At 62.2% G+C, this 25,557-nt stretch carries 24 protein-coding genes; 14 read left to right on the top strand and 10 right to left on the bottom strand.

The window, feature by feature from the left end; all coding sequences use genetic code 11:
• Positions 1–836: 836 nt before the first annotated feature.
• From rpsT to mutM, 3 genes are all read right to left on the bottom strand, one after another.
• Positions 837–1,115, bottom strand: a complete 279-nt coding sequence (gene rpsT, locus ACSQ9D_RS20840; RefSeq protein WP_024314492.1) for a 30S ribosomal protein S20 — start codon at positions 1,113–1,115, stop codon at positions 837–839.
• A gap of 185 nt (positions 1,116–1,300) precedes the next feature.
• Complete coding sequence (locus ACSQ9D_RS20835; protein ID WP_436283737.1) at positions 1,301–2,074, bottom strand: enoyl-CoA hydratase; 774 nt, start codon at positions 2,072–2,074, stop codon at positions 1,301–1,303.
• 14 nt (positions 2,075–2,088) lie between these two features.
• Positions 2,089–2,979, bottom strand: a complete 891-nt coding sequence (mutM, locus tag ACSQ9D_RS20830; RefSeq protein ID WP_436283736.1) for a bifunctional DNA-formamidopyrimidine glycosylase/DNA-(apurinic or apyrimidinic site) lyase — start codon at positions 2,977–2,979, stop codon at positions 2,089–2,091.
• A 152-nt stretch (positions 2,980–3,131) separates the two neighbouring features.
• Here mutM and ubiE point away from each other — a divergent pair, with 152 nt between their 5' ends.
• From ubiE to ACSQ9D_RS20785, 9 genes are all read left to right on the top strand, one after another.
• Positions 3,132–3,908: a bifunctional demethylmenaquinone methyltransferase/2-methoxy-6-polyprenyl-1,4-benzoquinol methylase UbiE gene (ubiE, locus tag ACSQ9D_RS20825; protein ID WP_436283735.1), complete on the top strand. Its 777-nt coding sequence runs from the start codon at positions 3,132–3,134 to the stop codon at positions 3,906–3,908.
• 56 nt (positions 3,909–3,964) lie between these two features.
• Positions 3,965–5,539 carry a 2-polyprenylphenol 6-hydroxylase gene (ubiB, locus tag ACSQ9D_RS20820; RefSeq protein WP_436283734.1) on the top strand — a complete coding sequence of 525 codons (1,575 nt, stop codon included), beginning with the start codon at positions 3,965–3,967 and terminating at the stop codon, positions 5,537–5,539.
• 93 nt (positions 5,540–5,632) lie between these two features.
• Positions 5,633–7,216 (top strand): aromatic amino acid lyase, encoded by a 1,584-nt coding sequence (locus ACSQ9D_RS20815; RefSeq protein WP_436283733.1) that lies wholly within the window; start codon positions 5,633–5,635, stop codon positions 7,214–7,216.
• A gap of 29 nt (positions 7,217–7,245) precedes the next feature.
• Complete coding sequence (locus ACSQ9D_RS20810) at positions 7,246–8,628, top strand: dihydroorotase (RefSeq protein WP_436283732.1); 1,383 nt, start codon at positions 7,246–7,248, stop codon at positions 8,626–8,628.
• Complete coding sequence (locus ACSQ9D_RS20805) at positions 8,625–9,887, top strand: Zn-dependent hydrolase (RefSeq protein ID WP_436283731.1); 1,263 nt, start codon at positions 8,625–8,627, stop codon at positions 9,885–9,887. Before ACSQ9D_RS20810 ends, ACSQ9D_RS20805 begins: the two co-directional genes overlap by 4 nt.
• Positions 9,887–10,984, top strand: a complete 1,098-nt coding sequence (locus ACSQ9D_RS20800; protein WP_436283730.1) for a DUF917 domain-containing protein — start codon at positions 9,887–9,889, stop codon at positions 10,982–10,984. Before ACSQ9D_RS20805 ends, ACSQ9D_RS20800 begins: the two co-directional genes overlap by 1 nt.
• A gap of 4 nt (positions 10,985–10,988) precedes the next feature.
• The gene (locus ACSQ9D_RS20795; protein ID WP_436283729.1) at positions 10,989–11,318 is read left to right on the top strand and encodes a TfoX/Sxy family protein; all 330 of its coding nucleotides are present in this window, start codon (positions 10,989–10,991) and stop codon (positions 11,316–11,318) included.
• 56 nt (positions 11,319–11,374) lie between these two features.
• Positions 11,375–13,036 carry a urocanate hydratase gene (locus ACSQ9D_RS20790; RefSeq protein ID WP_436283728.1) on the top strand — a complete coding sequence of 554 codons (1,662 nt, stop codon included), beginning with the start codon at positions 11,375–11,377 and terminating at the stop codon, positions 13,034–13,036.
• A 135-nt stretch (positions 13,037–13,171) separates the two neighbouring features.
• Positions 13,172–14,047 (top strand): DMT family transporter, encoded by an 876-nt coding sequence (locus tag ACSQ9D_RS20785; RefSeq protein ID WP_436283727.1) that lies wholly within the window; start codon positions 13,172–13,174, stop codon positions 14,045–14,047.
• A 14-nt stretch (positions 14,048–14,061) separates the two neighbouring features.
• Here the strand turns inward: ACSQ9D_RS20785 and ACSQ9D_RS20780 are convergent, their stop codons facing one another.
• Positions 14,062–14,454, bottom strand: coding sequence for a VOC family protein (locus tag ACSQ9D_RS20780; RefSeq protein ID WP_436283726.1), 393 nt, complete (start codon positions 14,452–14,454; stop codon positions 14,062–14,064).
• 8 nt (positions 14,455–14,462) lie between these two features.
• Positions 14,463–15,740, bottom strand: a complete 1,278-nt coding sequence (locus ACSQ9D_RS20775; RefSeq protein WP_436283725.1) for an MFS transporter — start codon at positions 15,738–15,740, stop codon at positions 14,463–14,465.
• Positions 15,741–15,835: 95 nt separating this feature from the next.
• Here ACSQ9D_RS20775 and ACSQ9D_RS20770 point away from each other — a divergent pair, with 95 nt between their 5' ends.
• Positions 15,836–16,708, top strand: coding sequence for a LysR family transcriptional regulator (locus ACSQ9D_RS20770; RefSeq protein WP_037114810.1), 873 nt, complete (start codon positions 15,836–15,838; stop codon positions 16,706–16,708).
• Here the strand turns inward: ACSQ9D_RS20770 and ACSQ9D_RS20765 are convergent, their stop codons facing one another.
• On the bottom strand, positions 16,709–17,614 hold the full coding sequence (locus ACSQ9D_RS20765) for a LysR family transcriptional regulator (RefSeq protein ID WP_436283724.1): 906 nt from the start codon (positions 17,612–17,614) through the stop codon (positions 16,709–16,711). It lies immediately after the preceding gene.
• A gap of 125 nt (positions 17,615–17,739) precedes the next feature.
• Here ACSQ9D_RS20765 and ACSQ9D_RS20760 point away from each other — a divergent pair, with 125 nt between their 5' ends.
• The gene (locus tag ACSQ9D_RS20760) at positions 17,740–18,504 is read left to right on the top strand and encodes an SDR family oxidoreductase (RefSeq protein WP_436283723.1); all 765 of its coding nucleotides are present in this window, start codon (positions 17,740–17,742) and stop codon (positions 18,502–18,504) included.
• 129 nt (positions 18,505–18,633) lie between these two features.
• Positions 18,634–19,383: an SDR family oxidoreductase gene (locus tag ACSQ9D_RS20755; RefSeq protein WP_436283722.1), complete on the top strand. Its 750-nt coding sequence runs from the start codon at positions 18,634–18,636 to the stop codon at positions 19,381–19,383.
• Between the two features lie 67 nt (positions 19,384–19,450).
• Here the strand turns inward: ACSQ9D_RS20755 and ACSQ9D_RS20750 are convergent, their stop codons facing one another.
• A complete protein-coding gene (locus ACSQ9D_RS20750; RefSeq protein WP_436283721.1) occupies positions 19,451–20,308 on the bottom strand; it encodes an NmrA family NAD(P)-binding protein in 858 nt (285 codons plus the stop codon).
• Between the two features lie 129 nt (positions 20,309–20,437).
• On the opposite strand from ACSQ9D_RS20750, the gene ACSQ9D_RS20745 reads away from it, so the two are divergent.
• The gene (locus tag ACSQ9D_RS20745) at positions 20,438–21,334 is read left to right on the top strand and encodes a LysR substrate-binding domain-containing protein (protein ID WP_436283720.1); all 897 of its coding nucleotides are present in this window, start codon (positions 20,438–20,440) and stop codon (positions 21,332–21,334) included.
• Positions 21,335–21,367: 33 nt separating this feature from the next.
• Here the strand turns inward: ACSQ9D_RS20745 and ACSQ9D_RS20740 are convergent, their stop codons facing one another.
• Positions 21,368–22,741: a PepSY-associated TM helix domain-containing protein gene (locus ACSQ9D_RS20740; RefSeq protein WP_436283719.1), complete on the bottom strand. Its 1,374-nt coding sequence runs from the start codon at positions 22,739–22,741 to the stop codon at positions 21,368–21,370.
• A gap of 63 nt (positions 22,742–22,804) precedes the next feature.
• Positions 22,805–23,212 carry a hypothetical protein gene (locus ACSQ9D_RS20735; protein WP_436283718.1) on the bottom strand — a complete coding sequence of 136 codons (408 nt, stop codon included), beginning with the start codon at positions 23,210–23,212 and terminating at the stop codon, positions 22,805–22,807.
• 124 nt (positions 23,213–23,336) lie between these two features.
• On the opposite strand from ACSQ9D_RS20735, the gene coaBC reads away from it, so the two are divergent.
• The gene (coaBC, locus tag ACSQ9D_RS20730) at positions 23,337–24,545 is read left to right on the top strand and encodes a bifunctional phosphopantothenoylcysteine decarboxylase/phosphopantothenate--cysteine ligase CoaBC (RefSeq protein ID WP_436283717.1); all 1,209 of its coding nucleotides are present in this window, start codon (positions 23,337–23,339) and stop codon (positions 24,543–24,545) included.
• On the opposite strand, the gene ACSQ9D_RS20725 is transcribed toward coaBC, so the two are convergent.
• Positions 24,535–25,344 (bottom strand): class II glutamine amidotransferase, encoded by an 810-nt coding sequence (locus ACSQ9D_RS20725; RefSeq protein ID WP_436283716.1) that lies wholly within the window; start codon positions 25,342–25,344, stop codon positions 24,535–24,537. The genes coaBC and ACSQ9D_RS20725 overlap by 11 nt on opposite strands.
• Positions 25,345–25,557 lie beyond the last annotated feature (213 nt).

Here is a 25,557-nt window from a genome sequence, read left to right as displayed (position 1 = left end):
CATGCCGCCTTCCATTCGTCGGCCGACTTTGTTCGTCGCCCGATTATTTCCCCGCTATGACCAGAAAGTGGCACCCTCATGAGCCACTCGCCTGCCGGTTCACTCAAATACTGCCCCACTCACAAGACTTTCCGAGAAAGCGCGAGCCCGCCTCATGCGGCGTCGACTGCCTTCTGTCGGACTGGATGCCGCTCCTCGTCAGCTGGCGTCCAGTCGTCTTGCCACGACTTCTCTTCCCCATTCCGGTTTCACGCAACGCGTGCAACCAACACACAAAACATCACCGTTCCGCGACAGCCACGTCGCGGTCAAAAATACTCAAGTGCGTGAAAAACCGGAGACTTAGGTTCTCCGTAACAAGTGGCACAGGTTCATCGTCCTGCCGACGTGGCAGTTTCAGACCAAGCCTTCACAGGTGATGTCTGGACCCCTTGTTGATCGGCATTTAGGCAGGATCGAATGCGGGAATCAACGATGAATTTTACGCAAAATTAAGAGCGGGCCGTTGACTCGGGGGGCAGTCTTTGGGCGTCACATCCGTGTCAAAAAAGAATCGCTTTTGAATCAAGGAGATTCGTCCCGCGGGCATTTTTGACACGCATAAAAAGAAAAAAATAAAAAAGCTTCTTGACTCTGCTCAGACCGCAGATTGTAGGCCCCGAGTCGAGCGCACCTGAAGTATCCTACAACAAGTATTTGTTTTTGTTGCCTTTTTCGTGTCACACGCCCGACATGAAATCGTCGCCGAATTAACCATACGGAAGCCAGTCGGCGGAATCGAAAAAGCCCGACAAAGTTGCCGGGCTAATCATTATGATGCGTCTGTTAATGAAAGATTATGCGGTCACAGAAACCGACAAAGCCTTCACACGAGCTGCCAGACGCGAAACCTTGCGGGAAGCCGTGTTGGCGTGCAGGACGCCCTTGCCTGCGGCGCGAGCCAGTTCCGGCTGCGCGGCGAGGAACGCTTCCTTTGCCTTGGCAGCATCACCAGATGCGATTGCCTCTTCGACCTTGCGAACGAAAGTACGAACGCGCGAGCGACGAGCCTTATTGACGTCGGTACGGCGGGCGATCTTGCGGGTCGCTTTTTTCGCCGAAGTTGTATTGGCCATGGATGCCTCTCTAAGAATTCGAACAAACTCCGTCATCACCGCGGGCCCTGCGGCCACTCAATCCAGCAATGCGGGAGCATAATCGGAAAACCGGAGTGGCTTCCCGAACCGTGGGCGGGCATATAACCCTAAAGCCGACCCACGTCAACGCGCATTTTCAAGGAACCGCCGCCTTTCTCCAAGGCTCAGCGGTTCTTGAAGGCAGGCTTACGCTTTTCGATGAAGGCCGTCATCCCTTCTTTCTGGTCTTCAGTGGAAAAGAGGCTATGGAAAAGGCGGCGCTCGAAGCGCAGACCTTCCTCCAAGGTGGTCTCCAATGCGCGGTTTACGGCCTCCTTCGCCATCAGCACGGAAGGACGCGACAGCGAGGCGATCTTGGCGGCAGCCTCCAGGGCCTCGTCCAGCAGCCGTTCGGGCGCCACCACGCGCGAAACCAGTCCTGCGCGTTCGGCTTCGGCAGCGTCCATCATGCGGCCGGTGAGGATCAGATCCATGGCCTTATATCTGCCGACAGCGCGCGTCAGCCGCTGCGAGCCGCCCATACCAGGAATGACGCCGAGTGTGATTTCGGGCTGGCCGAACTTGGCAGTCTCCGACGCGATGATGATATCGCACATCATTGCAAGCTCGCAGCCGCCGCCGAGCGCAAAGCCGCTGACGGCGGCGATCACAGGCTTGCGCACCTTGGCAACGTCGTCCCATCCGCTCATCAGATCGCGGCCGTAGACATCGACATATTCCAGCGGCTGCATTTCCTTGATATCGGCACCGGCGGCGAATGCGCGCTCGGAACCGGTCAGCACCATAGCGCCGACGGCGTCATCGGCATGGAAGGCTTCGTAGGCCTGAAGTAGTTCCTTCAGCACCGTCGAGTTCAGCGCGTTCAGCGCCTGCGGGCGATTCAATGTGATCAGCCCGACCGCACCTCGGGTTTCGACGATCAGCGTTTCGTAGGCCATGGACAATCCTCCCGTTACTTTTGACAGGCAGGGCAATAGAAGGTCGAGCGCCCTGCCTGGACAATGCGGGCGACGGTACCGCCGCAGCCCGGGTTGCGGCAAGGTAGACTTTCGCGGTCATAGACAGAGAAGGAATGCTGGAAATAGCCGAGCGAGCCATCCGTCTGGATATGGTCGCGCAGCGACGAGCCGCCAGCCTTGATGGCGTCGGCGATGACGTCGCGGATCGAGGCGACGAGCAAGTCCATCTGCTTGTTGGGCTTACCCGATTTCGTGACGATGGTCGCCGCGGCGCGCGTCGGGCGCAGGTGCGCGCGCCACAGCGCCTCGCAGACATAGATATTGCCGAGCCCGGCAATATTCTTCTGATCGAGCAGCGCGCTTTTCAGAGGCTGCGCCTTGCCGGCGAAGCGTTCCGCCAGATAGGCGGCACTGAGTTCGTTGCCCGTCGGTTCCGGTCCCAAGCCGAAGAGGAAGGGATTGAGATCAAGTTCGGAACGCTGTGCCACATCCATGAAGCCGAAACGGCGCGGGTCATTATAGATGACGCGGCTGGCGCCTTTCGGTCCCTCCAGGTGGAAAATGGCGTGATCGTGCTTTTCATCCTTCGAGCGGGGGTGATGGAATTCGCCCTGCATATCAGAAAGCTGTTCCACCTCGATGCGGAAGGAGCCCGACATGCCGAGATGCGAAATGATCGTCGTGCCGTCATCGAGATCGATCAGCAGATACTTGGCGCGGCGCCCGAGCGCGACGATGCTGCGGCCCTTCGTCCGTGCCTCGAGACCATCTGGAAAAGGGAAACGCAGGTCTTTGCGTCGCAGCTCCAGGCGGGCGATACGCGCGCCCTCCATGGTGGGGGCAAGCCCGCGTCTGACGGTTTCGACTTCTGGCAATTCCGGCATCTTAACCCATCTATATCTAACATGTTTCAACCACGGTCGTTGTGCGCTATAGCGCCAAGGTGCCGCGGCTTTGACCGTGGTCCACAGATAGCGTCGCGCGCGTCAGTTCGCTATGGTCGCCGCGCCGATTTCAGATAGATGGAGTATTTTCGATGTCAGAAAGCCGTACCTCCGCCGAAGGCGGCATGGAAACATCCTACGGCTTCCGCGAAGTGGCCGGTGGTGAGAAGCAGGGTCTCGTCAACGACGTCTTCCACAAAGTCGCCAAGCGCTACGACATCATGAACGACGTTATGTCGGTCGGCATGCACCGCGTCTGGAAGGACGCGATGATTGCGGCGCTCAATCCACGCAAGGAGCCAGGCTACCGGGTTCTGGACGTTGCCGGCGGCACCGGCGACATCGCCTTGCGCATCGTCGAAGCCTCGAACCGGCAGGCACATGCGACCGTACTCGACATCAACGGCTCCATGCTGGCGGTCGGCGCCGAGCGCGCCGCCAAAAAGAAGCTCTCCGACAATCTGACTTTCGTCGAGGCCAACGCGGAGGATCTGCCGTTCGAGCCGAACAGCTTCGACGCCTACACGATTGCCTTCGGCATCCGCAACGTGCCGCGCATCGATGTGGCGCTGAGCGAAGCCCATCGTGTGCTGAAGCGTGGCGGCCGGTTGCTGGTACTCGAATTCTCGGAAGTGGATATGCCGTTGCTCGACCGCGTCTATGACAGCTGGTCCTTCAACGCCATTCCGAAGTTCGGTAAGGCGATCACCGGCGAGGCCGAGCCCTACCAATATCTCGTCGAATCCATCCGCAAATTCCCCAACCAGGAGAACTTCGCCGAGATGATCCGCAGCGCCGGTTTCTCGCGCGTCAGCTTCACAAACTATACCGGCGGCATTGCAGCCCTCCACTCCGGCTGGAAGCTCTGACGGATGGTTCGAGGTACACCGTTCACCCGCGCGCTTTCGCAGGCAGGCAACCCGGCATGAGTGCTCTCGGAGCATATTTCCGGCTCTGGCGTGTCGGCTGGATTCTCGTGCGCGAAGGCGTCATTTCGGCCTTGCCGTCAGAAGATCTTCCGCCCTCGATCGGCTTTGCCAAGTCCTTTGTTGGCCTATTCGCACGCAACCGCTCGAAATCGAAGAAGCGTAGCGACAGGCTGGCGCAGGCCGTCGAACGGCTGGGCCCCTCCTACGTGAAGATCGGCCAGTTCCTGGCGACGCGCCCGGATGTCGTTGGCGTCGAATTTGCGGACGACCTATCGCAACTCCAGGACCGCATGGCATTCTTCCCGCCGGCGGCGGCCAAGGCGAGCATCGCCAGTTCGCTCGGCCGACCGATCGAAGACCTTTACGCAAGCTTCGGCGAGCCGATTGCCGCGGCCTCGATTGCACAGGTGCATTTGGCGGAGGTCGATACACTGTCCGGTCGCAAGAAGGTTGCCGTAAAGGTGGTCCGCCCCGGCGTGCGTCAGCGCTTCTCGCACGACATCGAGGCGATGTATCTCGTCGCCCACATGCAGGAGCGCTTCATGCCTTCCAGCCGCCGCCTAAGGCCGGTGGAAGTGACGAAGACCCTGGAGCAGACCACCAAGGTCGAAATGGACCTGCGGCTCGAGGCTGCGGCCCTTTCCGAAATCGCCGAAAACACCGAAAAGGACCCCGGATTCCGCGTGCCGAAGGTGGATTGGGAGCGCACTGGCCGCGACGTGATCACCATGGAGTGGATCGATGGCGTGAAGATGTCCGACGTCGACGGCTTGCGCGCCGCCGGCCACGATCTCAATCGCCTTGCGGATACGCTGATCCAGTCCTTCCTGCGCCATACGCTGCGCGACGGCTTCTTCCATGCCGACATGCATCCCGGGAATCTCTTTGTCGATGCGCATGGAGACATCGTCGCCGTCGACATGGGAATCGTGGGACGATTGGGCAAAAAAGAGCGCCGCTTCCTTGCCGAAATTCTCTTCGGGTTCATCACCCGCGATTACGTCAGGGTCGCGGAAGTGCATTTCGAGGCCGGCTATGTCCCCGGCCATCACAACGTGGAGAGCTTCGCGCAGGCGATCCGCGCAATCGGCGAGCCGATCCACGGACAGCCGGCCGAAACCATTTCGATGGGCAAGCTGCTGACGCTGCTGTTCGAGGTGACCGAACTGTTCGACATGGCCACGCGGCCGGAACTGGTCATGCTGCAGAAGACCATGGTCGTCGTCGAAGGCGTGTCGCGTATGCTCAATCCACGCTTCAACATGTGGAAGGCGTCCGAACCAGTCGTCGGCGACTGGATCCGCAACAATCTCGGCCCGAAGCGCATCGTCACCGACCTCAAGGACGGGTTGAAGGCAGCGGTCAAGCTTGCAGAAGCCGCGCCGGAGATTGCGGCCAAGACCGAGAAGTTTCACCACCAACTGCTGCATATGAGCGAGCATGGACTGCGGTTCGATGCGGAAACGGCCGAAGCGATCGGAAAATCCGAAGCGCGTCACAATCGCTCCGGTCGGTTCGCCCTCTGGATTATCGCGCTCGCCCTTCTCTATATAGCCTGGGTGGTCACCTGATCATCGCATGCAAATGCATGTTGTGTTCAATATTTGGGATATCCCATCGAATAGCACCGTCGCATAGTCTCACTTTTCAAGGAGATATGGCAGATGAAGCATGAACGCCCCCGCATCGAACTTTCCGGACAGCCGCTGAGCTTTGCTGAGATGGTGAGGATCGGATCGGGCAAGGTGGCGCTTTCCGCTTCGGCAACGGGTATGGCCCGCGTCGAGATCGCCCGTGGAATTGTCGAGGACGCGATCAAGGCTGGGATGCCCGTCTACGGGGCGACCACCGGCGTCGGTGCCATGAAAGACGTCGAGTGGTCCCCAGAGGACCTGGACACCTTCAGTCTCGGGCTCGTACGCGCGCATCACTTCGGCACCGGGACGCCGTTTTCATGCTCCGTCGTGCGCAACGCAATGGCCATCCGCATCAACACCGCTCTGACGGGGCAGGTCGGCTGTACACCTGAACTCGTCAATGCATACATGCGCATGCTCGAGGTGGACATCATTCCGGTCGTCCGCCGCACCGGGTCCATTGGTTGCGCCGATATTGGCCTCATGGGACAGATCGGCGCCGTGCTGACCGGCGTCGGGGAAGCCGTCTACCGCGGCAAGCGCATGCAGGCTGCCGACGCATTCGCGGCAGCTGATATGCAGCCCTTCACCATGGCCCCGCGCGACAGCCTTGCCTCGCTGAGCGTCAACGCCGTGAGCTTCGCGGCAGCGGCGGATGCGACACGCAATGCCGCCGCCTCCATTCGCGTGCTGCTGGCCTCCGGGATGATGGCGTCAGGCGCCCTTGGGGCCTCCCGAGATCCCTGGCTTTCCGTTCGCCATGTCGGCACCTCCCGTGAAGCTTTGATCGGCTCCTGGCTCTGCAATGCCTCGGACGCCTGGCAGTGGCCGATCAAGACCCACGTGCAGGACCCTTTGAGCCTGCGCATGGTCGCGCAGGTATTCGGTGCGGTCATCGAGAACCTGCTGACTACCGGACACAAGATCCTTGCCGCCACCGGACGCTCCGACGACAACCCTGTCGTCGTCGAGGGCCGCGTCATGACCTCGGGTGGGTCGCTGCCGCTCGATGTGACGATCCTGCTGGAATCGGCCGCTCTCTGCATGGCGCACGCGGCCCGCAATGCCTTCAACCGCTGTGTTCTGCTCGGCAACGGCCAGCGGCGCGATCTACCCGTCAATCTGGTGCCGCCCGGCCGCATCGCAACGGGTTTCGGCCCGATCATCAAACTGGCCGGCGAGATCTTCTCGCGCGTGCTTTCGATGTCGAACCCGGTGTCTGCGCAGTCGCTGGTGGTCGCGGCCGGCCTTGAGGACGAGGCTGCGTTCCTGCCGCTGGTGATCGAGCGTTTTGAGCGCCAGATGCGAGCTCTGATGCGACTTGCCGCCCTCGAGGCCCTGCTTTCGGCGCAGGCCGTGGATATACTCGGCGACAAGCCGAAGGGCGTCGGTGGGATGCTCTACGACGTCGTTCGCAAACATGCGGATTTCTACACGGTCGACCGGCCACTTTCTGCTGAGGTGGAAGCGATCGAGGAAGAGCTTGGCTCCGGTGCCTTCATGTCCAAGCTCATCGAAGAGGTGCCGATCGCATCATTCGACGATTTCTTTGCACTCGGCTCGCTGGAGCGCATCGAGCAGCGTCTGACCCAGGAACCGGTCGCCATCTGATCCCTTCAATATTCCACGGAGAAAGCGGCATGGCTGATTTCGATCTCGTTCTGCAAGGCACGGTCGTTTTGCCGGAACGCATTCTGGAAGCCGGCTACGTTGCCGTCCACGATGGCAAGATTGCCGAAGTCGGCCTCGGTGTAGCGCCAGCTGCGCGCGAGCGCCATCTCCTCGGCAAGGCATTGATCCTGCCCGGAGCAATCGACGCGCAGGTGCACTCACTGTCGCAGAAGGGTCAGGAAGACTTCATCTGGTCGACGCGGTCGGCCGCCGCCGGCGGCGTGACGACGATCGTCGACATGCCCTACGACGAAGGCAATCTCGTCTGCTCGGCGCAAGCCGTGAAGAAGAAGATCGCGCATGCTGGCCCGCAGGCGCGCGTCGACTTTGCACTTTACGGCACGGTCGATCCTGAAGAAGGCGCCAAGCGCATCGCCGAGATGGTGGAGGCTGGCGTTGCCGCCTTCAAGTTTTCGACGTTCGGCACGGATCCGAAGCGCTTCCCGCGCATTCCCCCCGCCCTGCTGGACGAATGCTTTGCCGCGATCACGCCGACAGGGCTGACGGCCGGCGTGCACAACGAGGATGACGAGGCTGTCCGCACCTATATCGATCGCGTGAAGGAAAGCGGGATCACGGATTGGCGGGCGCACGGGCTTTCCCGGCCGCCGATCACCGAACTGCTTGCCATGCACACGATTTTCGAGACGGGCGCCAATACGGGATGCCCCTCGCACGTGGTGCATTGCTCGCTCGGGCGCGGCTACGATATTGCACGGGCCTATCGCCGCGATGGCTACGAAGCGACCGTGGAGTGCTGCATCCACTATCTCACGCTCGACGAGGAAAACGACGTCAAACGCCTCGGCGGCAAGGCGAAGATCAACCCGCCAATCCGCCCGCGCGCTGAAGTCGAGGCGCTATGGCGCAAGGTCGCGGAGGGCAATGTCTGGCTCGTCTCGACGGATCACGTCAGCTGGTCCGAAAACCGCAAGACCAATCCCGATATGCTGGCAAACGCCTCCGGCGTGCCGGGGCTAGAAGTGATGGTGCCGCTCTTCATCAAGGGCGCGAGCGAGCGCGGTATCCCGCTGACCTGGGCGGCAAGGTTGATGGCGGAAAACCCGGCCAAGCATTTCCGCCTCGATCACGTCAAGGGCGCACTGACGCCCGGCAAGGATGCCGATATCGTGGTGCTAGAGCCGCGTGAAGCAATTTATGACGCAGCCGCGAGCGGCAACAACGTCGTCGGCTGGAGCCCTTACAACGGCATCCGCCTTCCCTGGACGGTCTCCGCGACCTATCTGCGCGGCAGGAAGATCACCGATGGCGCGACCGTGCTGGCCGAGCCGGGCACCGGCCAATTTGTACGTCCGCTCTCAAGGCAGGTGATCGCCGGAGCCGCAGAATGAGCCGAAACCTGCCCGTCAATGCCGGTCGTATCGCGGTGGATATCGACGCTCTGGCCGAGATTACCAAGCCTGGACGGCCTTGGACACGCCGCGCCTTCTCGCCGCTTTTTCTCGAGGGGCGATCCTACATCGAAGCGCGCATGCGGGCCGCTGGCCTTGAGACCCGGATCGATGCCGCAGGCAACCTGATCGGCAAACGACAGGGTGCCCGCAGCGGACTCGGCACGATCATGGTGGGTTCGCATTCCGATACCGTACCGGATGGTGGCCGCTTCGACGGCATTGCCGGGGTGGTGGCAGCGCTGGAAGTCGCCCGTGCGCTGAGCGATCAGGGCATCGAGCTCGATCACGACCTGGAGATCGTCGATTTTCTTGCCGAGGAGGTCAGCATCTTCGGCGTCTCCTGCATCGGCAGCCGGGGCATGACGGGACAGTTGCCGGAAGCTTGGCTTTCCCGCGTGACGGAAGGGCGTGATCTGGCGTCGGCAATCGGAGAGGTTGGCGGCGACGCCTCGACGCTGCCGTCGCAGGAGCGACCCGATCTCAAAGGCTTCCTCGAACTGCATATCGAGCAAGGGCCGGTGCTCGAGAACGAGAAGAAGGATATCGGCATCGTTACCGCGATCGCCGGTATCACCCGGATCGAAATTGTCGTGGAGGGACGCGCGGACCATGCTGGCACGACGCCGATGGACAGCCGTTCGGATGCGTTGGTCGCTGCCGCGCAATTGGTTCTCGATATCCGCAACGCGGCGGCCGCGCGGGCGAAAACGCCAGGTCATTTTGCGGCGACTGTCGGCGAATTCCGGATCGAGCCGAATGCGGCCAATGTCGTCCCGTCGAAGGTCGTGCTGCTGATCGATGGACGCGCGGAGGTGCGCAACGACATGGAAGCCTTCTGCGGATGGCTCGATGCGCATGTCAAAAAGTTAGCCATCACTTACGGAGTTTCGATCATGAGCCCAATGCGGGTCTCGGATAATTATCCGACGCCGAGCGACGCCGGACTGTTAAAGACGCTCGAAAGGGCCTGCGAGAGCGTTGGTGCAAAGCACCGACGCATGGCATCCGGCGCGGGTCACGACACGGCCTGGATTGCAAAGGTGGCGCCTGCCGCCATGATCTTCGTGCCGTGCAAGGAAGGGCGCAGCCACGCGGCTGACGAATGGGCGGAGAACGACGACATCGCGCTTGGCGCGGCCGTGCTTTTCGAAGCCGTCACAGACATGGATAAGAGCTTGAAGCAGGAGAATGCCTGATGGGACGCATACTCGTTGAGAAGGACGTCGAAGCCGCCGTCAAGGGCGGTTCCGTCTATGCCGCTGGCGGCGGCGGCTGGGCCGACCATGGCCGAATGCTAGGCTATGCCGCCGTCAATGTCGGCAAGCCGGAACTCGTGTCGATCGACGAACTGCGGGACGACGACTGGATCGCCACGGCGGCCGCGATCGGCGCACCGGCCTCCACGACCCCCTGGGAAATGCAGGGTATCGATTATGTGAAGGCCGTGCAGTTGCTCCAGGAAGAACTAGGCGAGAAACTGTCCGGGCTGATCATCGGCCAAAACGGCAGGTCGTCGACGCTGAACGGCTGGCTGCCCTCCGCCATTCTAGGAACCAAGGTCGTGGATGCCGTGGGCGATATCCGCGCACATCCGACCGGCGATATGGGCTCGATCGGCATGGCAGGCTCGCCGGAACAGACGATCCAGACGGCGGTCGGCGGGAATCGCGCCGAGAACCGTTACATCGAGCTTGTCGCGAAGGGCGCAACGGCAAAGATTTCGCCGATCCTGCGGGCGGCTTCCGACCAGTCGGGCGGCTTCATCGCCAGCTGCCGCAATCCGCTGCGTGCCTCCTACGTCCGCACCCATGCAGCGCTCGGCGGTATCTCGATGGCGCTGGCGCTGGGTGAAGCGATCATCGCAGCCGAAAAGATCGGTGGCTCGGCTGTGATCGACGCCATCTGCGAGACGACCGGCGGCGAGATCCTCGCCGAAGGCATCATCACCAGGAAGGACGTCGTCTACACCAAGGAGGCCTTTGACATCGGCACGATCGTCGTCGGCTCCGGCGACAAGGCGGTGACCATGCATGTGATGAACGAGTACATGGCCGTCGACGACGTCGAAGGCAAGCGTATTGCTACGTTCCCCTCGGTCATCACAACCCTCTCGCCTAAGGGCGAGCCGTTGAGCGTCGGCCAGTTGAAGGACGGCATGCATGTGTTCATCCTGCATGTGCCGATGAGCATCATTCCGCTGTCGGCCAGCGTTCTCGATCCGACCGTCTATCCACCGGTGGAAAAAGCGATGGGCATCGAGCTTGCTCGCTACGCGCTTGCGGCAAAGGCTTAACGCCATGGCGCGGGACGTCGGTCTGGAGGAATTGCTGAGGGAGGAACTGGGCACTATTTCCGGCCTCAGCGAGACGTCGATGTTCGGTGGCCGAGCCTTCCTGCTCGACGGCAACCTGCTCTGCGGCGCCCGCGAGGACGGCATGCTGGTCCGTCTCGGTAAAGGCAATGACGGCTGGGCGCTCAGCTTGCCCGGCGTAGCGCAGATGCTCTCCGGCGGCCGCACCATGCAGGGTTGGGTCAGGGTCGGAGCGGACGTCTATGGCGATGACGATATGCGGCACCGTCTCCTGGAGGCCGCTATGACCTTTGTGCGCTCACTCCCCGCCAAGTGAACGGGACACACGTGGCCCGCGAGGCCCGAAGAAGACTGAGATAGAGGAACGACGAGATGCCGAAGTCCAATCCACGCCATCCGAAATTTCCGATCCCGGGCGGCCCGGAGCTGCGCGCCAAGGGCTGGCGGCAGGAGGCGCTGCTGCGGCTTCTGGAGAATGTTCTGTCTGTCGGTGAGGATCCCGACAATCTCGTCGTCTATGCCGCACTCGGCAAGGCGGCCCGCAACTGGGCGGCGCACAAGGGCATCGTCAAGGCACTGACCGAAATGGACGAGGACCAGACCCTGCTCATCCAGTCCGGCAAGCCGATCGGTCTCGTGAAGACGCATGCAAAGGCGCCGCTGGTCATCATGGCGAACTGCAACATCGTCGGGCAATGGGCGAAGGCCGAGGTCTTTTACGAGCTACAGCGCAAGGGACTGATCTGCTGGGGCGGGTTGACGGCCGGCGCCTGGCAGTACATCGGCAGTCAGGGTGTCATCCAGGGAACCTATGAGATTTTCATGCGCATTGCCGAGCGCCGGTTCGGCGGCGATCTTAAGGGGCGCTTCGTACTGACGGCGGGGCTCGGCGGTATGGGCGGCGCACAGCCGCTTGCCGGCCGCATGGCGGGCGCGGCGATCCTCTGCGTCGACATCGACCCTGAGCGTGCGAAGAAGCGACAGGAGATCGGCTACCTGCAGGAAATCGCGCCGGATCTCGACACTGCCCTTGCGATGATCGATGCCGCCGTGAAAGAGAAACGGGCGCTGTCGGTCGGCCTCGTCGGCAATGCCGCCGAGATCTATCCCGAAATCGCGCGGCGCGGCATCGTGCCCGATATCGTCACCGACCAGACCTCCGCGCACGACCTCGTCTATGGCTACGTGCCGAAAGGCATGAGCCTTACGCAGGTTCGCGAACTGCGCGACGAGGGCCAAGGGCAGTTGATGGCGGCAAGCCGCGCCTCGATCGTGCAGCACGTGACGGCGATGCTGGATTTCCAGAGACAAGGTTCCGAGGTCTTCGACAACGGCAACCTGATCCGCACGCAGGCGAAGGAGGGTGGTGTCGCCAACGCCTTCGAGATTCCGATCTTCACCGAGGCCTATCTGCGGCCGCTCTTTGCGCGCGCCATCGGCCCCTTCCGCTGGATGGCGCTGTCGGGCGAAATGAGCGACATCGCCCGCATCGACGATCTGCTGCTCGAAATGTTCCCCGAAAACAAGATCATCACCAACTGGATCCGGCTGGCGCGCGAGCATGTGCCCTTCGAGGGACTGCCGGCGCGCATTGCCTGGCTCGGGCACGGCGAACGCACGACGCTTGCCCGCCGCGTCAACGAACTGGTCGCAAGCGGTGAGCTGAAGGGACCGGTCGCCTTCTCGCGCGACCATCTCGATGCCGGGGCGATGGCGCATCCAAACATCATGACCGAGCGGATGAAGGATGGCTCCGACGCGATTGCCGACTGGCCGCTGATCGATGCGATGATGCTCTGCTCCTCGATGGCGGATCTCGTGGCGGTTCATTCCGGCGGCGGCGGCTATGCCGGCTACATGACGAGCTGCGGCGTCACCGTCGTTGCCGACGGCACTGATGCCGCCGACGAACGGCTGGATCATGCGCTCACCAACGACACGGCGCTCGGCGTCATGCGATATGCGGATGCGGGCTACGAGGAGGCGCTGGACGAAGTGGCGAAGAAGGACGTTCCATACATTCGGCTGGGATAAGCCTGCGGAGCCGGCTTTTGACGTATTCCTGCCGGATTACGCTATGGCGTGGCGCAACGGATCGATCGCGGGTCGTGCGTGTCTGATAGACATCGGATGTCGGATCGACCTGCCCACCAACGAACGGACCTCGCCATGCAGCCCCGCACCTATGGTATGCTCCTCGTGGGCATCGCTACGATCATGTGGAGCACCGCGGGGCTCTTCGTCCGGGCGCTCGATCTCGATATCTGGACCGTGCTCGGCTGGCGCTCGCTGTTTGGCGGGCTGGCTTTGACGGTCATCATTTTTGCAAAGAAGCGGATCAGCGCTGAGCGGGGCAAGGTGCCGTTCTATTTCTATCCGCTCTTCGGCCTCATGGCCGCCACTTCGATGTACGGCTACGTCAGCGCGCTGAAGCTGACGACCGTTGCCAACGTGCTGGCGATTTACGCAACCGTTCCGTTCGTCGCGGCCGGCATCGCCTATGTCTGGCTGAAGGAGACGATCAGCAGGCGTGTACTCATCGCCAGCCTCATTGCCTTCGTCGGCGTCCTGATCGTCGCGGGTTTCGGCGCAAGACCTCACGACATCGCCGGCAACGCCCTGGCGTTTCTGATGACCGTGACCTTCAGCATCCTGCTTGTTGCGGCAAGACGCTACCCAGCGCTGCGGCTGGCGCCGGTCAATGCGCTCGGATCCGGCTTCTGCGTGCTGCTCTGCCTGCCCTTGATGTCTCATGCGATGCCGAGCCTGCAGGAAATCCTTGTGCTTGCCGTTTTCGGGTCGACGACATCGGGGATCGCCTATCTGCTCTTCATGACCGGCGGCCGCTATATTCCATCCAGCGAGGCCGGGTTGATCGGGCTGCTGGACGTCGTTCTCGGCCCGCTCTGGGTCTGGCTCGCCTTCTCCGAGACACCTGATATCTCGACGATCATCGGGGGCATGATCATCCTGATCTCCGTGTTCTGGTATCTCTGGACTGGTATGAGAGGGGTTCAGCCGCGGCGCACGCTGAAAAACGTATAGCCGGCTTATTATTTTCAGGCTTCAGATTTCGGATTCGACACTTCAATCAGATTGCCGTCCGGATCCCTGATATAGACGGAGCAAATCGGCCCGGCTGCGCCGGTGCGATCGACAGGTCCTTCGACGATTGTCACTCCCTGCGATTGAAGATGCGCGATGACATCGGCCAGTGGTGTGCTGGCGATGAAGCAAAGGTCAGCCGAGCCCCGGGTCGGCTGCTTCGCCTTGGGCTCGAATTCGTGGCCATGCTGGTGAAGATTGATCTTCTGGCTGCCGAACCTCAACGCCTTGCGCGCGTCGCCGAAGGTTTCGACGATCATGCCGAGCGCCTGCGCGTAAAAGCCGCAGGTGGCGTCGATATCGGCGACCGTCAGAACCAGGTGATCGAGGTGATCAATACGGATCATGGTTAATCCTACCGTTTTGCCAGCCGTGCGGCGAGGAGGGCTGCGGTCATACCCAAGGCGAGCAGCGCCAGTGCGAAGAGCACGACAGCATTCCAGCCATCCGCGCCCCAGAAGTAGCCGCCTACGGAACCTGCAACGCTGGAGCCGAAGTAGTAGGACAGCAGATAGAGCGAGGAGGCGTGACCCTTGGTGCCACGGGCAAGACGACCGACAAGGGCGCTCGCCACGGAGTGCGCAACGAAGAAACCTGATGTCAGCAGCACGATGCCGAGGACGATCAAGGGCAAAGACGATGACAGTGTGACGGCGACGCCAGCGGCTGCGACCGCAATGCCGGCCGGCAGGACGACGAAATGGCCAATCCGATCTCCCAGCAAGCCGGCGATCCAGGATGCGGCAATCCCGAACAGATAGACGGTGAAGATCAGGCCGAGTTCGGTCTGGTTGAGATTGTAGGGCGCCTGAACGAGGCGGAAGCCGATGTAGTTGTAAACCGTCACGAATGTGCCCATGGCGAGAAAGCCTATGGCGAAGAGCAATGGCAAGGCCGGATTGCTGATGTGGCCGACCCAGGCCTTCAAGTGAAAGCGGGCGTCGAAACCCTTGCGCGGCGTGAAATTGCGCGATGCGGGCAACAGTAGGAAGAAGCCGATTGCGGCGGCGAGACCCAGTATGCCAAGCGCGCCCAGTGCGACGCGCCAGGAGAAGAACTCGGCAAGCGTGCCGGTGACGACGCGTCCGGCCATGCCGCCGAACGCATTGCCGGCGATGTAAAGACCCATCGAGGCACCAAGGCCGCGCGGATCGATTTCTTCCGAGAGGTAGGCCATGGCGACGGCGGGCACGCCGCCAAGCAGCAGCCCTTCGAGAGCACGGATGACAAGCAAGGTGTGCCAGCTCGGCACGAGCGCGCATGCGATGGTGCAAATGGCAGCCCCGAGCAGCGAGGAGAACATCAGGCTGCGGCGGCCAAAGCTTTCGGAGACGGCCGCGGCACAGAAGATCGCGAAGGCAAGGAAGCCGGTCGACAGGGAGAGTGACAGCGAGCTTGCGGCCGGGCTGATGCCGAAATCCCCTGCAAAGATCGGCATCAGCGGCTGCACGCAATAAAGCAGCGAGAACGTTGCAAAGCCCGAGAGGAAGAGTGCGAGGCTAGCGCGCCGATAGGACGACGTGCCACGCAGCAGGAACTGCGTGTCCTCTTTCGCCGTCGTTCGCACGACATGGAGATTTGGATGAGAGCGGATCTCGGGGGCGTCAAGCGGCTTGTCTGCGGCGCGTGGCATGGGGCACCAACCTTTCACGCCTTTTGATCTAGCCAGCGCATCATCATTTGTCCAATATATGAAACTGACGTTCTTGATATGTTTTGGAGATACCAATGGAGCTGCGCCATATCCGCTATTTCCTGGCCGTTGCCGAAGAGGGGAATTTTACCCGCGCTGCCGCCAAGCTCGGCATCGGCCAGCCGCCGCTCAGCCAGCAGATACGCGATCTCGAAAACGAGATCGGGGCGGCGCTGTTTCATCGCGTGCCGCATGGCGCGGAGCTGACCGAGGCAGGCACCGCCTTTTTGCCGGAAGGACGGGCTGCCGTTGCGGCTGCCGAGAAAGCGAAGCTCGCCGCCCAGCGCGCAACCCGGGGCGAGACCGGCCGGCTCGCGCTCGGTTTCACCGCGTCGTCGGCCTTCAACACAGCGGTCAGCGGCACGATCCGCCGCTTTCGCAGGCAATGGCCCGATGTCAGCCTGTCGCTGACGGAGATGAACAGCAACTGGCTGATGGAGAAGCTGATGCGGCAGGAAATCGACGTCGCCTTCATCAGGCCAGGGCTGGAGGATCCCAAGGACGTCAGGCTGAAACGGCTGGCGGACGAGCCGATGCTGATCGCGCTTCCCGCGCACCATCCGCTTGCGACATACGAAAAGGTGCCGCTCTGCGCGCTTGCAGGCGAGCCCTTCATCCTTTTTCCGCGCACGGTCGGCCTCAGCCTGTACGACGATATCGTGCGTGGTTGCCGGGATGCCGGCTTCGAGCTCGTGGTGACGCAGGAGGCGCCGCAGATTCCGTCGGTCGTCAATCTTGTTGCCGCCGATCTCGGCGTGTCGATCGTGCCTGCCTCGATTGCCCATCTGGCGCTCGACGGGGTCGCCTATCGGCCGATTGAGGGGCCACCGCTGGTAGCACGCCTGGGGCTTGCGATGCTCAAGGCACAGCGCTCACTCGTCGCGGCCAACCTGATGAGCCTCATCTGATCAGCCTGCCGGGTCCCAATAGGGAGGATCGCCGAAGGTCTTGCGCAGATGCTCCGCCACGGCGCGCAGCTTGGCCGAAGGATTGCGGCCCTCGGGATGGGCCATGTAGATGAACTCCGCCTCCGGCCTGTAGCCGACATCGATCGCTACAAGCTTTCCCTCGCCGATTGCCGGGCCGGCGATGAAGGCCGGCAGCAGCGCGATGCCAAGGCCCGCAATCGCCGCGTCGCGGATCATGTCGCCATTGTTCATGCCGACAGCCTGGCTGGCGCGCACGACGATCGCACCATCCGGCGTTTGGAAGCGCCAGTCGGCGACGCCGCGATGAGTGTAGAAGATACCCCTGTGCCCGTCGAGATCGGCGAGAGTCTTCGGCGCGCCATGGCAGTCGAGATAGGCTGGAGAAGCGACCAGAATCCGGCGGCTGCGGCTGAGCTTCCACACCACCAGGCGAGAATCGACAATCGGGCCATGACGGACCACCGCGTCATAGCCTTCCGAGGAGACATCGACGCGGCGGTCGTCAATGTCGAGCACCAGCTGGATCTCCGGATGCTCGGCCAGAAAGGGGTATAGGGCCGGACCAAGATGCATCCGCCCGAAGGTGACCGGGGCGGCGATGCGCAGTGGGCCGGACAGCGTGCCGCGGCGCACGGCCATCTCGGCGGTGGCTTCCTCGATCTCCTGAACGATCCGCGTCGCCCGCAGCCGGAAGGCCGCGCCGTCTTCCGTCAGCGTGAGCTTCCGTGTGGTGCGATGCAGGAGCACGCCCCCGAGCGACCTTTCGAGTTCCGCCAGCCGTTCGCTGACAACGGACTTTGAGAGCCGCAAGCGCCGGGCGGCCTCGCTGACGGAGCCCGATTCCACGACGGCCACGAAGGCCGTTATTCCCTCAACCCTGATCATCGTTCGGCAATTCCGAATTCGAGTTCCGTTATCTGGAGACTAATCCGAACGAACGGAAAATGCCATCTTCCACTCATCGAACGGGGCGGCAAACGCCACCCCAAGCCAACACGGGAGATGGAACAATGAACCGCTTGAATGGAAAAGTCGCCATCGTCACCGGCGCAAGCTCCGGCATCGGCCGTGCAACGGCCAAGCTCTTCGCTGCCGAAGGCGCAAAGGTCGTGGTCGGCGCCCGCCGCCAGGCCGAACTCGAAAGCCTGGTCGAAGAGATCAAGGCAGCTGGCGGGCAGGCCGCTGCCGTTGCCGGCGATGTCCGCTCGGAAGACTACCACAAGGCGCTGGTCGCAACCGCCGTCGATCGCTACGGCAAGCTCGACATTGCCTTCAACAATGCCGGCACGCTTGGCGAGGCTGGCCCAAGCACCGGTGTTTCCGAAGCCGGTTTTGCCGAAGCACTGACGATCAACCTGACGGCCTCCTTCCTTGCCGCCAAGCACCAGATCGGCCAGATGGAAAAGAATGGCGGCGGCTCGGTGATCTTCACCTCAACCTTCGTCGGCTACAGCTTCGCCTTCCCGGGTGTTGCCGCCTATGCCGCCAGCAAGTCCGGCCTCATCGGCCTGACCCAGGCGCTCGCCGCCGAATTCGGCCAGCACAACGTCCGCGTCAACGCGGTCCTGCCGGGCGCCGTCGATACTGACATGTATCGCGAGATGAACGATACCTCGGACAAGCAGAGCTTCATCACCAACCTGCATGCGCTGAAGCGTGTAGCAGCCCCCGATGAGCTTGCCCGCTCGGTGCTCTACCTCGCATCCGACGACTCAAGCTTCGTCACCGGCACGGCCTCGCTCGTCGATGGCGGCGCTTCGATCACCCGGACCTGACGTCGAAGACTATCCGCTCTGACTGGAGTAGCGTTCCGGAAAAGAGCCGTTTATCGCAGCCGACTTTTCATCGCATTCTCCCAGACATCAAGGGGCGTTGGCCCAACCGATCACAAGGACACCACGACAATGGCACGCTTACAGAACAAGACAGCCCTGATCACCGGCGGCACCAGCGGCATCGGCCTCGAAACCGCCCGGCAATTCATCGCCGAAGGCGCTCGTGTGGCCATCACCGGCAGCAGCGCCAAGAGCGTCGAGGCAGCCCGCGCCGAGTTCGACGACAAGGTGCTGGTCATCCAGGCGGATGCCGGCAATGCCGCTGGCCAGAAGGCTGTCGCGAACGCAATCAAGGAGGCCTTCGGCCATCTCGACATTCTTTTCGTCAATGCCGGTGTGGCCGAGTTCGGCCCGCTCGAGCAATGGAGCGAGGAAGCCTTCGACAAGTCGATCGCGATCAACGTCAAGGGTCCGTTCTTCCTCATTCAGGCGCTGCTCCCGGTCTTTTCGAAACCGGCTTCGATCGTGCTCAACACTTCGATCAACGCCCATATTGGCATGCCGAATTCGAGTGTCTACGCCCTTACCAAGGGCGCGCTGCTGACGCTGGCAAAGACGCTTTCGGGAGAACTCATCGGCCGCGGCATTCGCGTCAACGCCGTTAGCCCCGGCCCGATCGCAACCCCGCTTTACGACAAGCTTGGCATGTCAAAAGCCGATTCCAAGGCGATGGCCGCACAGATCCAGTCGCAGATCCCGGTCGGCCGTTTCGGCGATGCCGGCGAAGTTGCCAAGACCATCATCTTCCTCGCCTCCGATGAGGCTGCCTACATCGTCGGCAGCGAGCTCGTCATCGATGGCGGAATGAGCAACCTCTGAGGAGCGAGACCCAGCAGAGGATGCATGAGAAAGGCCGCGGATCCTCTCCTCCGCGGCCTTTCTGCTGTTATCGGCCAGCGTCAACGAGGCGGCGGATGGCCATCTCCAGCGTCGTCGTGCCCCTCGCCGGCCCGCCCTCGAACCGGATCCAGCCTTCGTTGAAGCCATCGATCATGCGCATGCGCGGGACGGGGTTCTTCATGCCCTGTCCGATGAAGAGCTGCTGCCAGGTGTCGCGGGCGACCGGCTCCATGCGGACGGGTTTGCCGAGGACGGACGAGAAGACGGCGGCGATATCGTTCGGTGTGACGCGCTTTGGCCCCATCAGCTCGATGACCTGCTTGCCGGCCCACTTCTGCTGCAGCAGGTCCGCCGCCTTGGCGCCGACATCGAAGACCGAAACCATCGGATATGGATGATCAAGCGGCTGAAGGAAACTCGGGACGACGCCGGTCTCCCGCGCCGTCGCGATATCCCAGGCCGCATTCTCCATGAACCACCCGGCACGCAGAAAGGCGATCGGCATTGGTAGAGCGGATAGTTCTTGTTCGACGAGACCGAGCTGGCTCAAGAGGTTGGGCTCGGTGGCTTGCGCGCCGATGGTGGACAGGCAGACGACCTTGGCAGGACGAGACCTGAGAAGCGCGGCCTTCAGGGCCGCAATGACAGCGCGCACCTCCGCAAAGCCGGGCGTCGGATCGAAGGTCGGCGGGATGAGCAGGAAGACGCCGTCGGCGCCGGCAAAAGCCTTGGCGAGCGCATCGGCGTCGGTCATCTCGGCCAGTGCCAGTTCCGCGCCTTTATCCTTCCATTTCGCGGCTTTCTCCACATTGCGCGCGACGGCGCGTACCGGCAACCCGGCCTCCAGGAAATGCGCGGCTACGACGCCTCCGACCTGCCCTGTTACTCCGGTGATCACAAGCATGGCTAAACTCCTTTGGTGTCTTCACCGCCAGTGAGAGGCGGTCTGTTCGCGCTGATCATGGCGTTTGGTGGCCTTTGACTGAAGCGCGTTTCTGTCACATGATTGGTGACTCAAAATCACGGACGGGCGATGTTTGACGGACGATTGTTGAATGGCGTGAGCGTACTCGCCGCCGTAATCGAGAGTGGCAGCTTCGCACGGGCGGCCGAGGCCGTGGGGCTATCCCCATCGGGCGTCAGCCGCGCCGTTGCCCGGCTTGAGGGACGGATCGGCTTGCGGCTGCTCGACCGAACGACACGCACGATGCGGCTGACGGAGGACGGCGCGCGCTTCTACCAGCAAGTGGCTCCGCTTTTAAGCGGTATCGAAGAGGCCGCGCAGACGGCTGCTGGTGCCCGACAGGCGGTGCGCGGCCGACTGCGCGTCAATGTCGACCCATATTTCTCACGTCTCGTACTTGGTCCGCGGCTAGGCGCCTTCCTCGATCGTTACCCGGACATCCAGATCGAGATCATCACCCGCAATGAAATCGGAGATCTTGTCGCTGACGGCATTGACGTCGCGGTGCGCTTCGGTGAGCCTGCACAGAGGTCGCTGATCTCGCGCCTGTTGATGCAGACGCGCGTGATCACGATCGCCGCTTCTGCCTATATCGAGCGTTACGGTCGGCCGGAACGCCCTCAGGATTTGAGCGAGCATACCTGTATCCAGTTCCAGGACCCGTCAACCGGTAGGCCTTTCGAATGGGAGCTTCGGCGTGGTGACGAAGTCGTCTCGATCGAGACCCGCAGCCGCATTCTGGTCAACGATGCCGGCACGACCTTGGCGACCTGCCTTTCCGGGATAGGCATCGCCCAGGTGTTTTCGCTCGGGATGACGGATTACCTGAACAATGGACAGCTCGTGAACCTCTTTCCCGACTGGTCGGACGAGACATTCCCGCTCTATGCCTTCCATCCTTCGCGCCAGCATGTGCCTGCCAAGGTCAGAGCCTTCATCGACTTCTGCGTCGAGATCATCGGATAGAGCAGAGGCGCCCGGCCGAGCGCCTCTGCTGGCTCAGACCGAACGCTGCTTTCTGGTTCTGAGATAGACCCAATCCGCCGCCAGCATGACGATCAACGACAGGCCGACCAGCGGGAAAACGATCCCACCGACGGCAAGGATCGCGATCACGCCGCGCAACACGCGCCTGTCTACCGGCATCGGCGGAACGCCGAGTGATCCCGCCGGGCGTCGCTTCCACCACATGACGGCGCCAAAAACCGCAAGCAGGATGACCGCCAAGCAGGCGGCGAGCAGCACGAGCTGGTTCGCGAGCCCGAATTGCTGGCCGAGATGGGTGTTGATGCCCCACTCAAGCGATTTCCCCAGCGGACCGTAGTCGGCATAACTCATATCGATCAGCGGCTTCCCGGAATATTGGTCGAGATGCACGACCCGCTGCTGCGAGAGATCGTCGGGATAGACCGAGCCGGAGAACACACCGTCCGCAGTGGTTGGCATGTTGACGGCGTAGCCTCGATGCAGGCCAAGACGGTCGAAGATGGCGACGGCATCATCGAGACCAATCGTCTGTGAATGATGCGCGTTCCCAGCAGCAGATTGTGGCACCTGCGCCCGTTCCAGCGACCAGGGGGTCTTGGCGACATGATCGAGATGTTCGCCGGACATCGGCACGGCAACCCGCACGCCTGCGGGATAGCCGAAGTTGTTGCCGTTCGCCCATTCGTTGACCTTGCCACCCCAGACACCGGACCAGGGCATTCCGGTGATGGCCAGGAAGATGATGAAGAAGCCGACGAAGATCCCGGTTACAGCATGCAGGTCCCGCCAGAACACCCGCCGCCTTGGCGTACCGCGAACTGAGAGAACGCCGCCGGTCTGCCGGCGCGGCCACCAGAGATAGATGCCGGTGGCGACGAGCAGGATGGACCAGCCGGCGGCGACCTCGATCAGCATGCGCGCGTAGTTGCCGAAGTATTTGAGGCTGTGAAGGTATCGGATGGTCCACATGACTGTGCCCCGATCCGACAGCGCGCCGAGCACCTCCGCAGTGTAAGGATTGACGTAGACCGCAAATTTGCCTTCCTTCTGCGTGCCGACCGTGATTTCAGCAGTGGCATCCGGCGTGGCCGGGTCGGTGAACTTGATCGGCGTTCCCGGGTGGGCAGCGAGGGCGGCGGCCACGATTGCAGAAGGCGCAGCCCGGCTTGCGCCTTGCTGCACCTCGACGCGCTTGAGATCGGAATGGATAACCGCATCGATCTCATCCTTGAAGAGGTAGAGGCCACCAGTGATTGCCAGCGTGATCAAGAAAGGCAGGACGAGAAGGCCTGCGTAGAAATGCCAGCGCCAGACGGCGCGGTAGAGGTCGGAGGCGGAGGGCACCGAAGCGCCGACGCTCTCGCGACCGATGGTAAGGTCGGACATGAATGTCTCCCAACGTAAGAAATCGGGCCTCTGCGCAATACGCACGAAGGCGGAACGAGGACGTCAGGCAGTGACGGGAGGTGCACGGGGTTCGGCGATCCGCCCACGTAAGGCAGGCGAAAAGACAGCATCGGTTCGGATCGTTGTGTCGATCGCAGTCTCGACTGCGACGTACAGCGGTCCCGCCTGCCCACCGAGAATTGCCGGCGTGGACGCCGATGCCAACCGGCAGAGCGTGCCGCACGGGCACTCCGGCGCTTTCTTGGCCGGCAAATTGCCATGTCCGGCATCATCGACGGAACCGTGCCCGCTCGAAGAGCAAATGATCTCGAAGGGATCGACGGCGGATGCCGCCATAGCGCCCTGCGCAGTGCCAGTCAGCAGCCCTTGCATCAGCAGCAGACAGGCGACCAGCAGCGCGACAGCGCTGGCCGACAGCTGATCCCGCAAGATGCTACGCATGGTCCCCATGCTTCGCTCCATGCCACGGCCGCACGGCGTTGTCACTGCGACCGATCGGCCTGCGCTGCCGATTGCTTATTATTCCCCAAAGGCTTAGGGTTTCTTGCAATCAGATATTCGATGGACGAACGCCATGGTTCTCAGCGGCAAACGCATCCTCCTCATCATTTCAGGCGGGATCGCGGCCTATAAAAGCCTGGATCTGATCCGACGGCTCAGAGAGCGAGGCGCATCGGTGCGCCCGCTGATGACCAAGGGTGCGCAGGAATTCGTGACGCCGCTTGCCGTCGGGGCGCTCGCCGCCGACCATGTGTTTACCGATCTTTTCTCGCGTCAGGACGAGCAGGATGTCGGCCATATCCGGCTGGCGCGCGATTGCGACCTCGTCCTGATCGCGCCGGCGAGCGCAGACCTGCTTGCCAAGATGGCGAACGGCCTTGCCGACGACCTTGCCTCGACCGTGCTGCTTGCGACCGATCGGCCGGTGCTCGCAGCCCCTGCCATGAACCCGCATATGTGGGCGCATCCAGCAACGAGGCGCAACATCGAGACGCTGCGCGGCGACCGCATCCGTTTCATCGGACCGATGTCCGGCGAGATGGCCGAGAGCCGCGAAGCAGGCATCGGGCGGATGGCCGAACCGCTCGAGATCGTCGCGGCCGCGGAAGCAATGCTCCATGATCGACCGAAGCCGCTTACCGGCCGCAAGGCGATCGTCACCTCCGGGCCGACGCATGAGCCGATCGACCCTGTGCGCTACATCGCCAATCGCTCATCCGGCCGCCAGGGACACGCGATTGCCGCGGCGCTTGCCGCGCTTGGGGCGGACGTGACACTCGTTTCCGGGCCGGTCTCCATTCCGGATCCTTTTGGCGTCAAGGTCATTCATGTCGAGCGGGCGGACCAGATGCGGGACGCCGTTCTTGCCGCGCTTCCCGCCGACGTCGCGGTGATGGTTGCGGCCGTCGCCGACTGGCGCGTGGCATCCGCTGCCGACCAGAAAATCAAGAAACATCCCGGCGAATCCATTCCGACGCTCGCACTGACGGAGAACCCCGATATTCTGAAGACGGTCGGCCATCATACGATGCGGCCGAAGCTGGTGATCGGCTTCGCGGCAGAGACGCAGGATGTGGAAAGCAACGCCAAGGCGAAGCTTGACCGCAAGGGTGCCGATATCATCGTCGCCAACGATGTTTCGCCGGCAACGGGCATCATGGGCGGCGTTCGCAACCGGGTGAGGATCGTCGCCCACAGCGGCATCGAGCAGTGGCCGGACCTAGCGAAGGAAGAGGTTGCGACGAGGCTCGCGGCGATGGTCGCCGAACGGCTCAAGCAGTGATTGCGACCGGGACGGTTTTTGCGACTGCCTGCACCGGACGAAACGGCGCGATATCGAGGCCATTTTCGCCGAGCGTGACGGCGCTCCCGTCCGGGATCTCGGCCCAGGCATCGACGTCGTCGTTGAGCGGCTCGGACACCAGGCAGTAGCCCTTGCCAAGTGGTGATGCATAGAGCGTCGGCGCCTTGCGGTCGGTCGCATAGCGGATCGCGTAGAGTGCCTTCCCATCCGAGAAGGCCGCGGTGTAGCGCAACAGCACCGATCCGAGAAGCTTTTCGGCAAGGCTTTCGACGAAGCAGATCATCTCCGCCATCGCAGCCATTGGCGTCTGCTGCAGGCCGAACTGCAGGGCAAGCAGGAACATCAGTTCGGAATCGGTCGTCCCTCCGCGGGCGTTGAAGAGTGCGTCATCAAGCATCGCTTCCATCGGGCGGCGCAGGCGTTCGAAGCCTGAGATCTGACCGTTGTGCATGAAGGACCAGTTGCCGAAGGTGAAGGGATGACAGTTGTCGCGCCGGGTACCGCCGCCCGTGGCCGCCCGCACATGCGCGAGAAACAACGGCGAGCGGATCTGCCGCGCCAAACTCTTGAGATTGCAGTCCGACCAAGCCGGCAAGGTGTCGCGATAGCGCCCCGGTTCCGGACGGTCGCCATACCAGGCGATGCCGAAGCCGTCACCGTTGGTCGGCGTCTTGGCGCGGGTGGCGCAGTGCGACTGCTCGATCAGGGAGTGTGCGGGCGAGGACACCAGCTCCTCCAGATAGAGGGGGTCTCCGCGATAGGCTGCCCAGCGACACATGCTCTTTCCACTCCGGAACCCGCGTTGTTGGAGGCGGGAGAATGCTGAAACGCGACGTTGATTGTCGAACCCGATGGTTAATAAGACCTGAACGGTTTTCTGGCTTGCAAGCGGAAGATGACAAATTTCTGACGGTCACCGCGATCAAATTGCGCAATACGACATCTTCTTTTGTGAACAGTGCGTTCCTACGGCGGCCGATTTCGCGGATGC

This window comes from Rhizobium sp. LjRoot258 (assembly GCF_964254185.1).
Taxonomy (GTDB): Bacteria; Pseudomonadota; Alphaproteobacteria; order Rhizobiales; family Rhizobiaceae; genus Rhizobium.
The sequence above is the reverse complement of the archived record's forward strand: the minus strand, read 5'-3'. Positions and strand labels throughout refer to the sequence as shown.

What these genes read in the sequence shown, in the direction of transcription:
- rpsT (WP_024314492.1), bottom strand. Translation starts at nt 1,115, where the DNA reads ATGGCCAATACAACTTCGGCGAAAAAAGCGACCCGCAAGATCGCCCGC.
- ACSQ9D_RS20835 (WP_436283737.1), bottom strand. Translation starts at nt 2,074, where the DNA reads ATGGCCTACGAAACGCTGATCGTCGAAACCCGAGGTGCGGTCGGGCTG.
- mutM (WP_436283736.1), bottom strand. Translation starts at nt 2,979, where the DNA reads ATGCCGGAATTGCCAGAAGTCGAAACCGTCAGACGCGGGCTTGCCCCC.
- ubiE (WP_436283735.1), top strand. Translation starts at nt 3,132, where the DNA reads ATGTCAGAAAGCCGTACCTCCGCCGAAGGCGGCATGGAAACATCCTAC.
- ubiB (WP_436283734.1), top strand. Translation starts at nt 3,965, where the DNA reads ATGAGTGCTCTCGGAGCATATTTCCGGCTCTGGCGTGTCGGCTGGATT.
- ACSQ9D_RS20815 (WP_436283733.1), top strand. Translation starts at nt 5,633, where the DNA reads ATGAAGCATGAACGCCCCCGCATCGAACTTTCCGGACAGCCGCTGAGC.
- ACSQ9D_RS20810 (WP_436283732.1), top strand. Translation starts at nt 7,246, where the DNA reads ATGGCTGATTTCGATCTCGTTCTGCAAGGCACGGTCGTTTTGCCGGAA.
- ACSQ9D_RS20805 (WP_436283731.1), top strand. Translation starts at nt 8,625, where the DNA reads ATGAGCCGAAACCTGCCCGTCAATGCCGGTCGTATCGCGGTGGATATC.
- ACSQ9D_RS20800 (WP_436283730.1), top strand. Translation starts at nt 9,887, where the DNA reads ATGGGACGCATACTCGTTGAGAAGGACGTCGAAGCCGCCGTCAAGGGC.
- ACSQ9D_RS20795 (WP_436283729.1), top strand. Translation starts at nt 10,989, where the DNA reads ATGGCGCGGGACGTCGGTCTGGAGGAATTGCTGAGGGAGGAACTGGGC.
- ACSQ9D_RS20790 (WP_436283728.1), top strand. Translation starts at nt 11,375, where the DNA reads ATGCCGAAGTCCAATCCACGCCATCCGAAATTTCCGATCCCGGGCGGC.
- ACSQ9D_RS20785 (WP_436283727.1), top strand. Translation starts at nt 13,172, where the DNA reads ATGCAGCCCCGCACCTATGGTATGCTCCTCGTGGGCATCGCTACGATC.
- ACSQ9D_RS20780 (WP_436283726.1), bottom strand. Translation starts at nt 14,454, where the DNA reads ATGATCCGTATTGATCACCTCGATCACCTGGTTCTGACGGTCGCCGAT.
- ACSQ9D_RS20775 (WP_436283725.1), bottom strand. Translation starts at nt 15,740, where the DNA reads ATGCCACGCGCCGCAGACAAGCCGCTTGACGCCCCCGAGATCCGCTCT.
- ACSQ9D_RS20770 (WP_037114810.1), top strand. Translation starts at nt 15,836, where the DNA reads ATGGAGCTGCGCCATATCCGCTATTTCCTGGCCGTTGCCGAAGAGGGG.
- ACSQ9D_RS20765 (WP_436283724.1), bottom strand. Translation starts at nt 17,614, where the DNA reads ATGATCAGGGTTGAGGGAATAACGGCCTTCGTGGCCGTCGTGGAATCG.
- ACSQ9D_RS20760 (WP_436283723.1), top strand. Translation starts at nt 17,740, where the DNA reads ATGAACCGCTTGAATGGAAAAGTCGCCATCGTCACCGGCGCAAGCTCC.
- ACSQ9D_RS20755 (WP_436283722.1), top strand. Translation starts at nt 18,634, where the DNA reads ATGGCACGCTTACAGAACAAGACAGCCCTGATCACCGGCGGCACCAGC.
- ACSQ9D_RS20750 (WP_436283721.1), bottom strand. Translation starts at nt 20,308, where the DNA reads ATGCTTGTGATCACCGGAGTAACAGGGCAGGTCGGAGGCGTCGTAGCC.
- ACSQ9D_RS20745 (WP_436283720.1), top strand. Translation starts at nt 20,438, where the DNA reads ATGTTTGACGGACGATTGTTGAATGGCGTGAGCGTACTCGCCGCCGTA.
- ACSQ9D_RS20740 (WP_436283719.1), bottom strand. Translation starts at nt 22,741, where the DNA reads ATGTCCGACCTTACCATCGGTCGCGAGAGCGTCGGCGCTTCGGTGCCC.
- ACSQ9D_RS20735 (WP_436283718.1), bottom strand. Translation starts at nt 23,212, where the DNA reads ATGGGGACCATGCGTAGCATCTTGCGGGATCAGCTGTCGGCCAGCGCT.
- coaBC (WP_436283717.1), top strand. Translation starts at nt 23,337, where the DNA reads ATGGTTCTCAGCGGCAAACGCATCCTCCTCATCATTTCAGGCGGGATC.
- ACSQ9D_RS20725 (WP_436283716.1), bottom strand. Translation starts at nt 25,344, where the DNA reads ATGTGTCGCTGGGCAGCCTATCGCGGAGACCCCCTCTATCTGGAGGAG.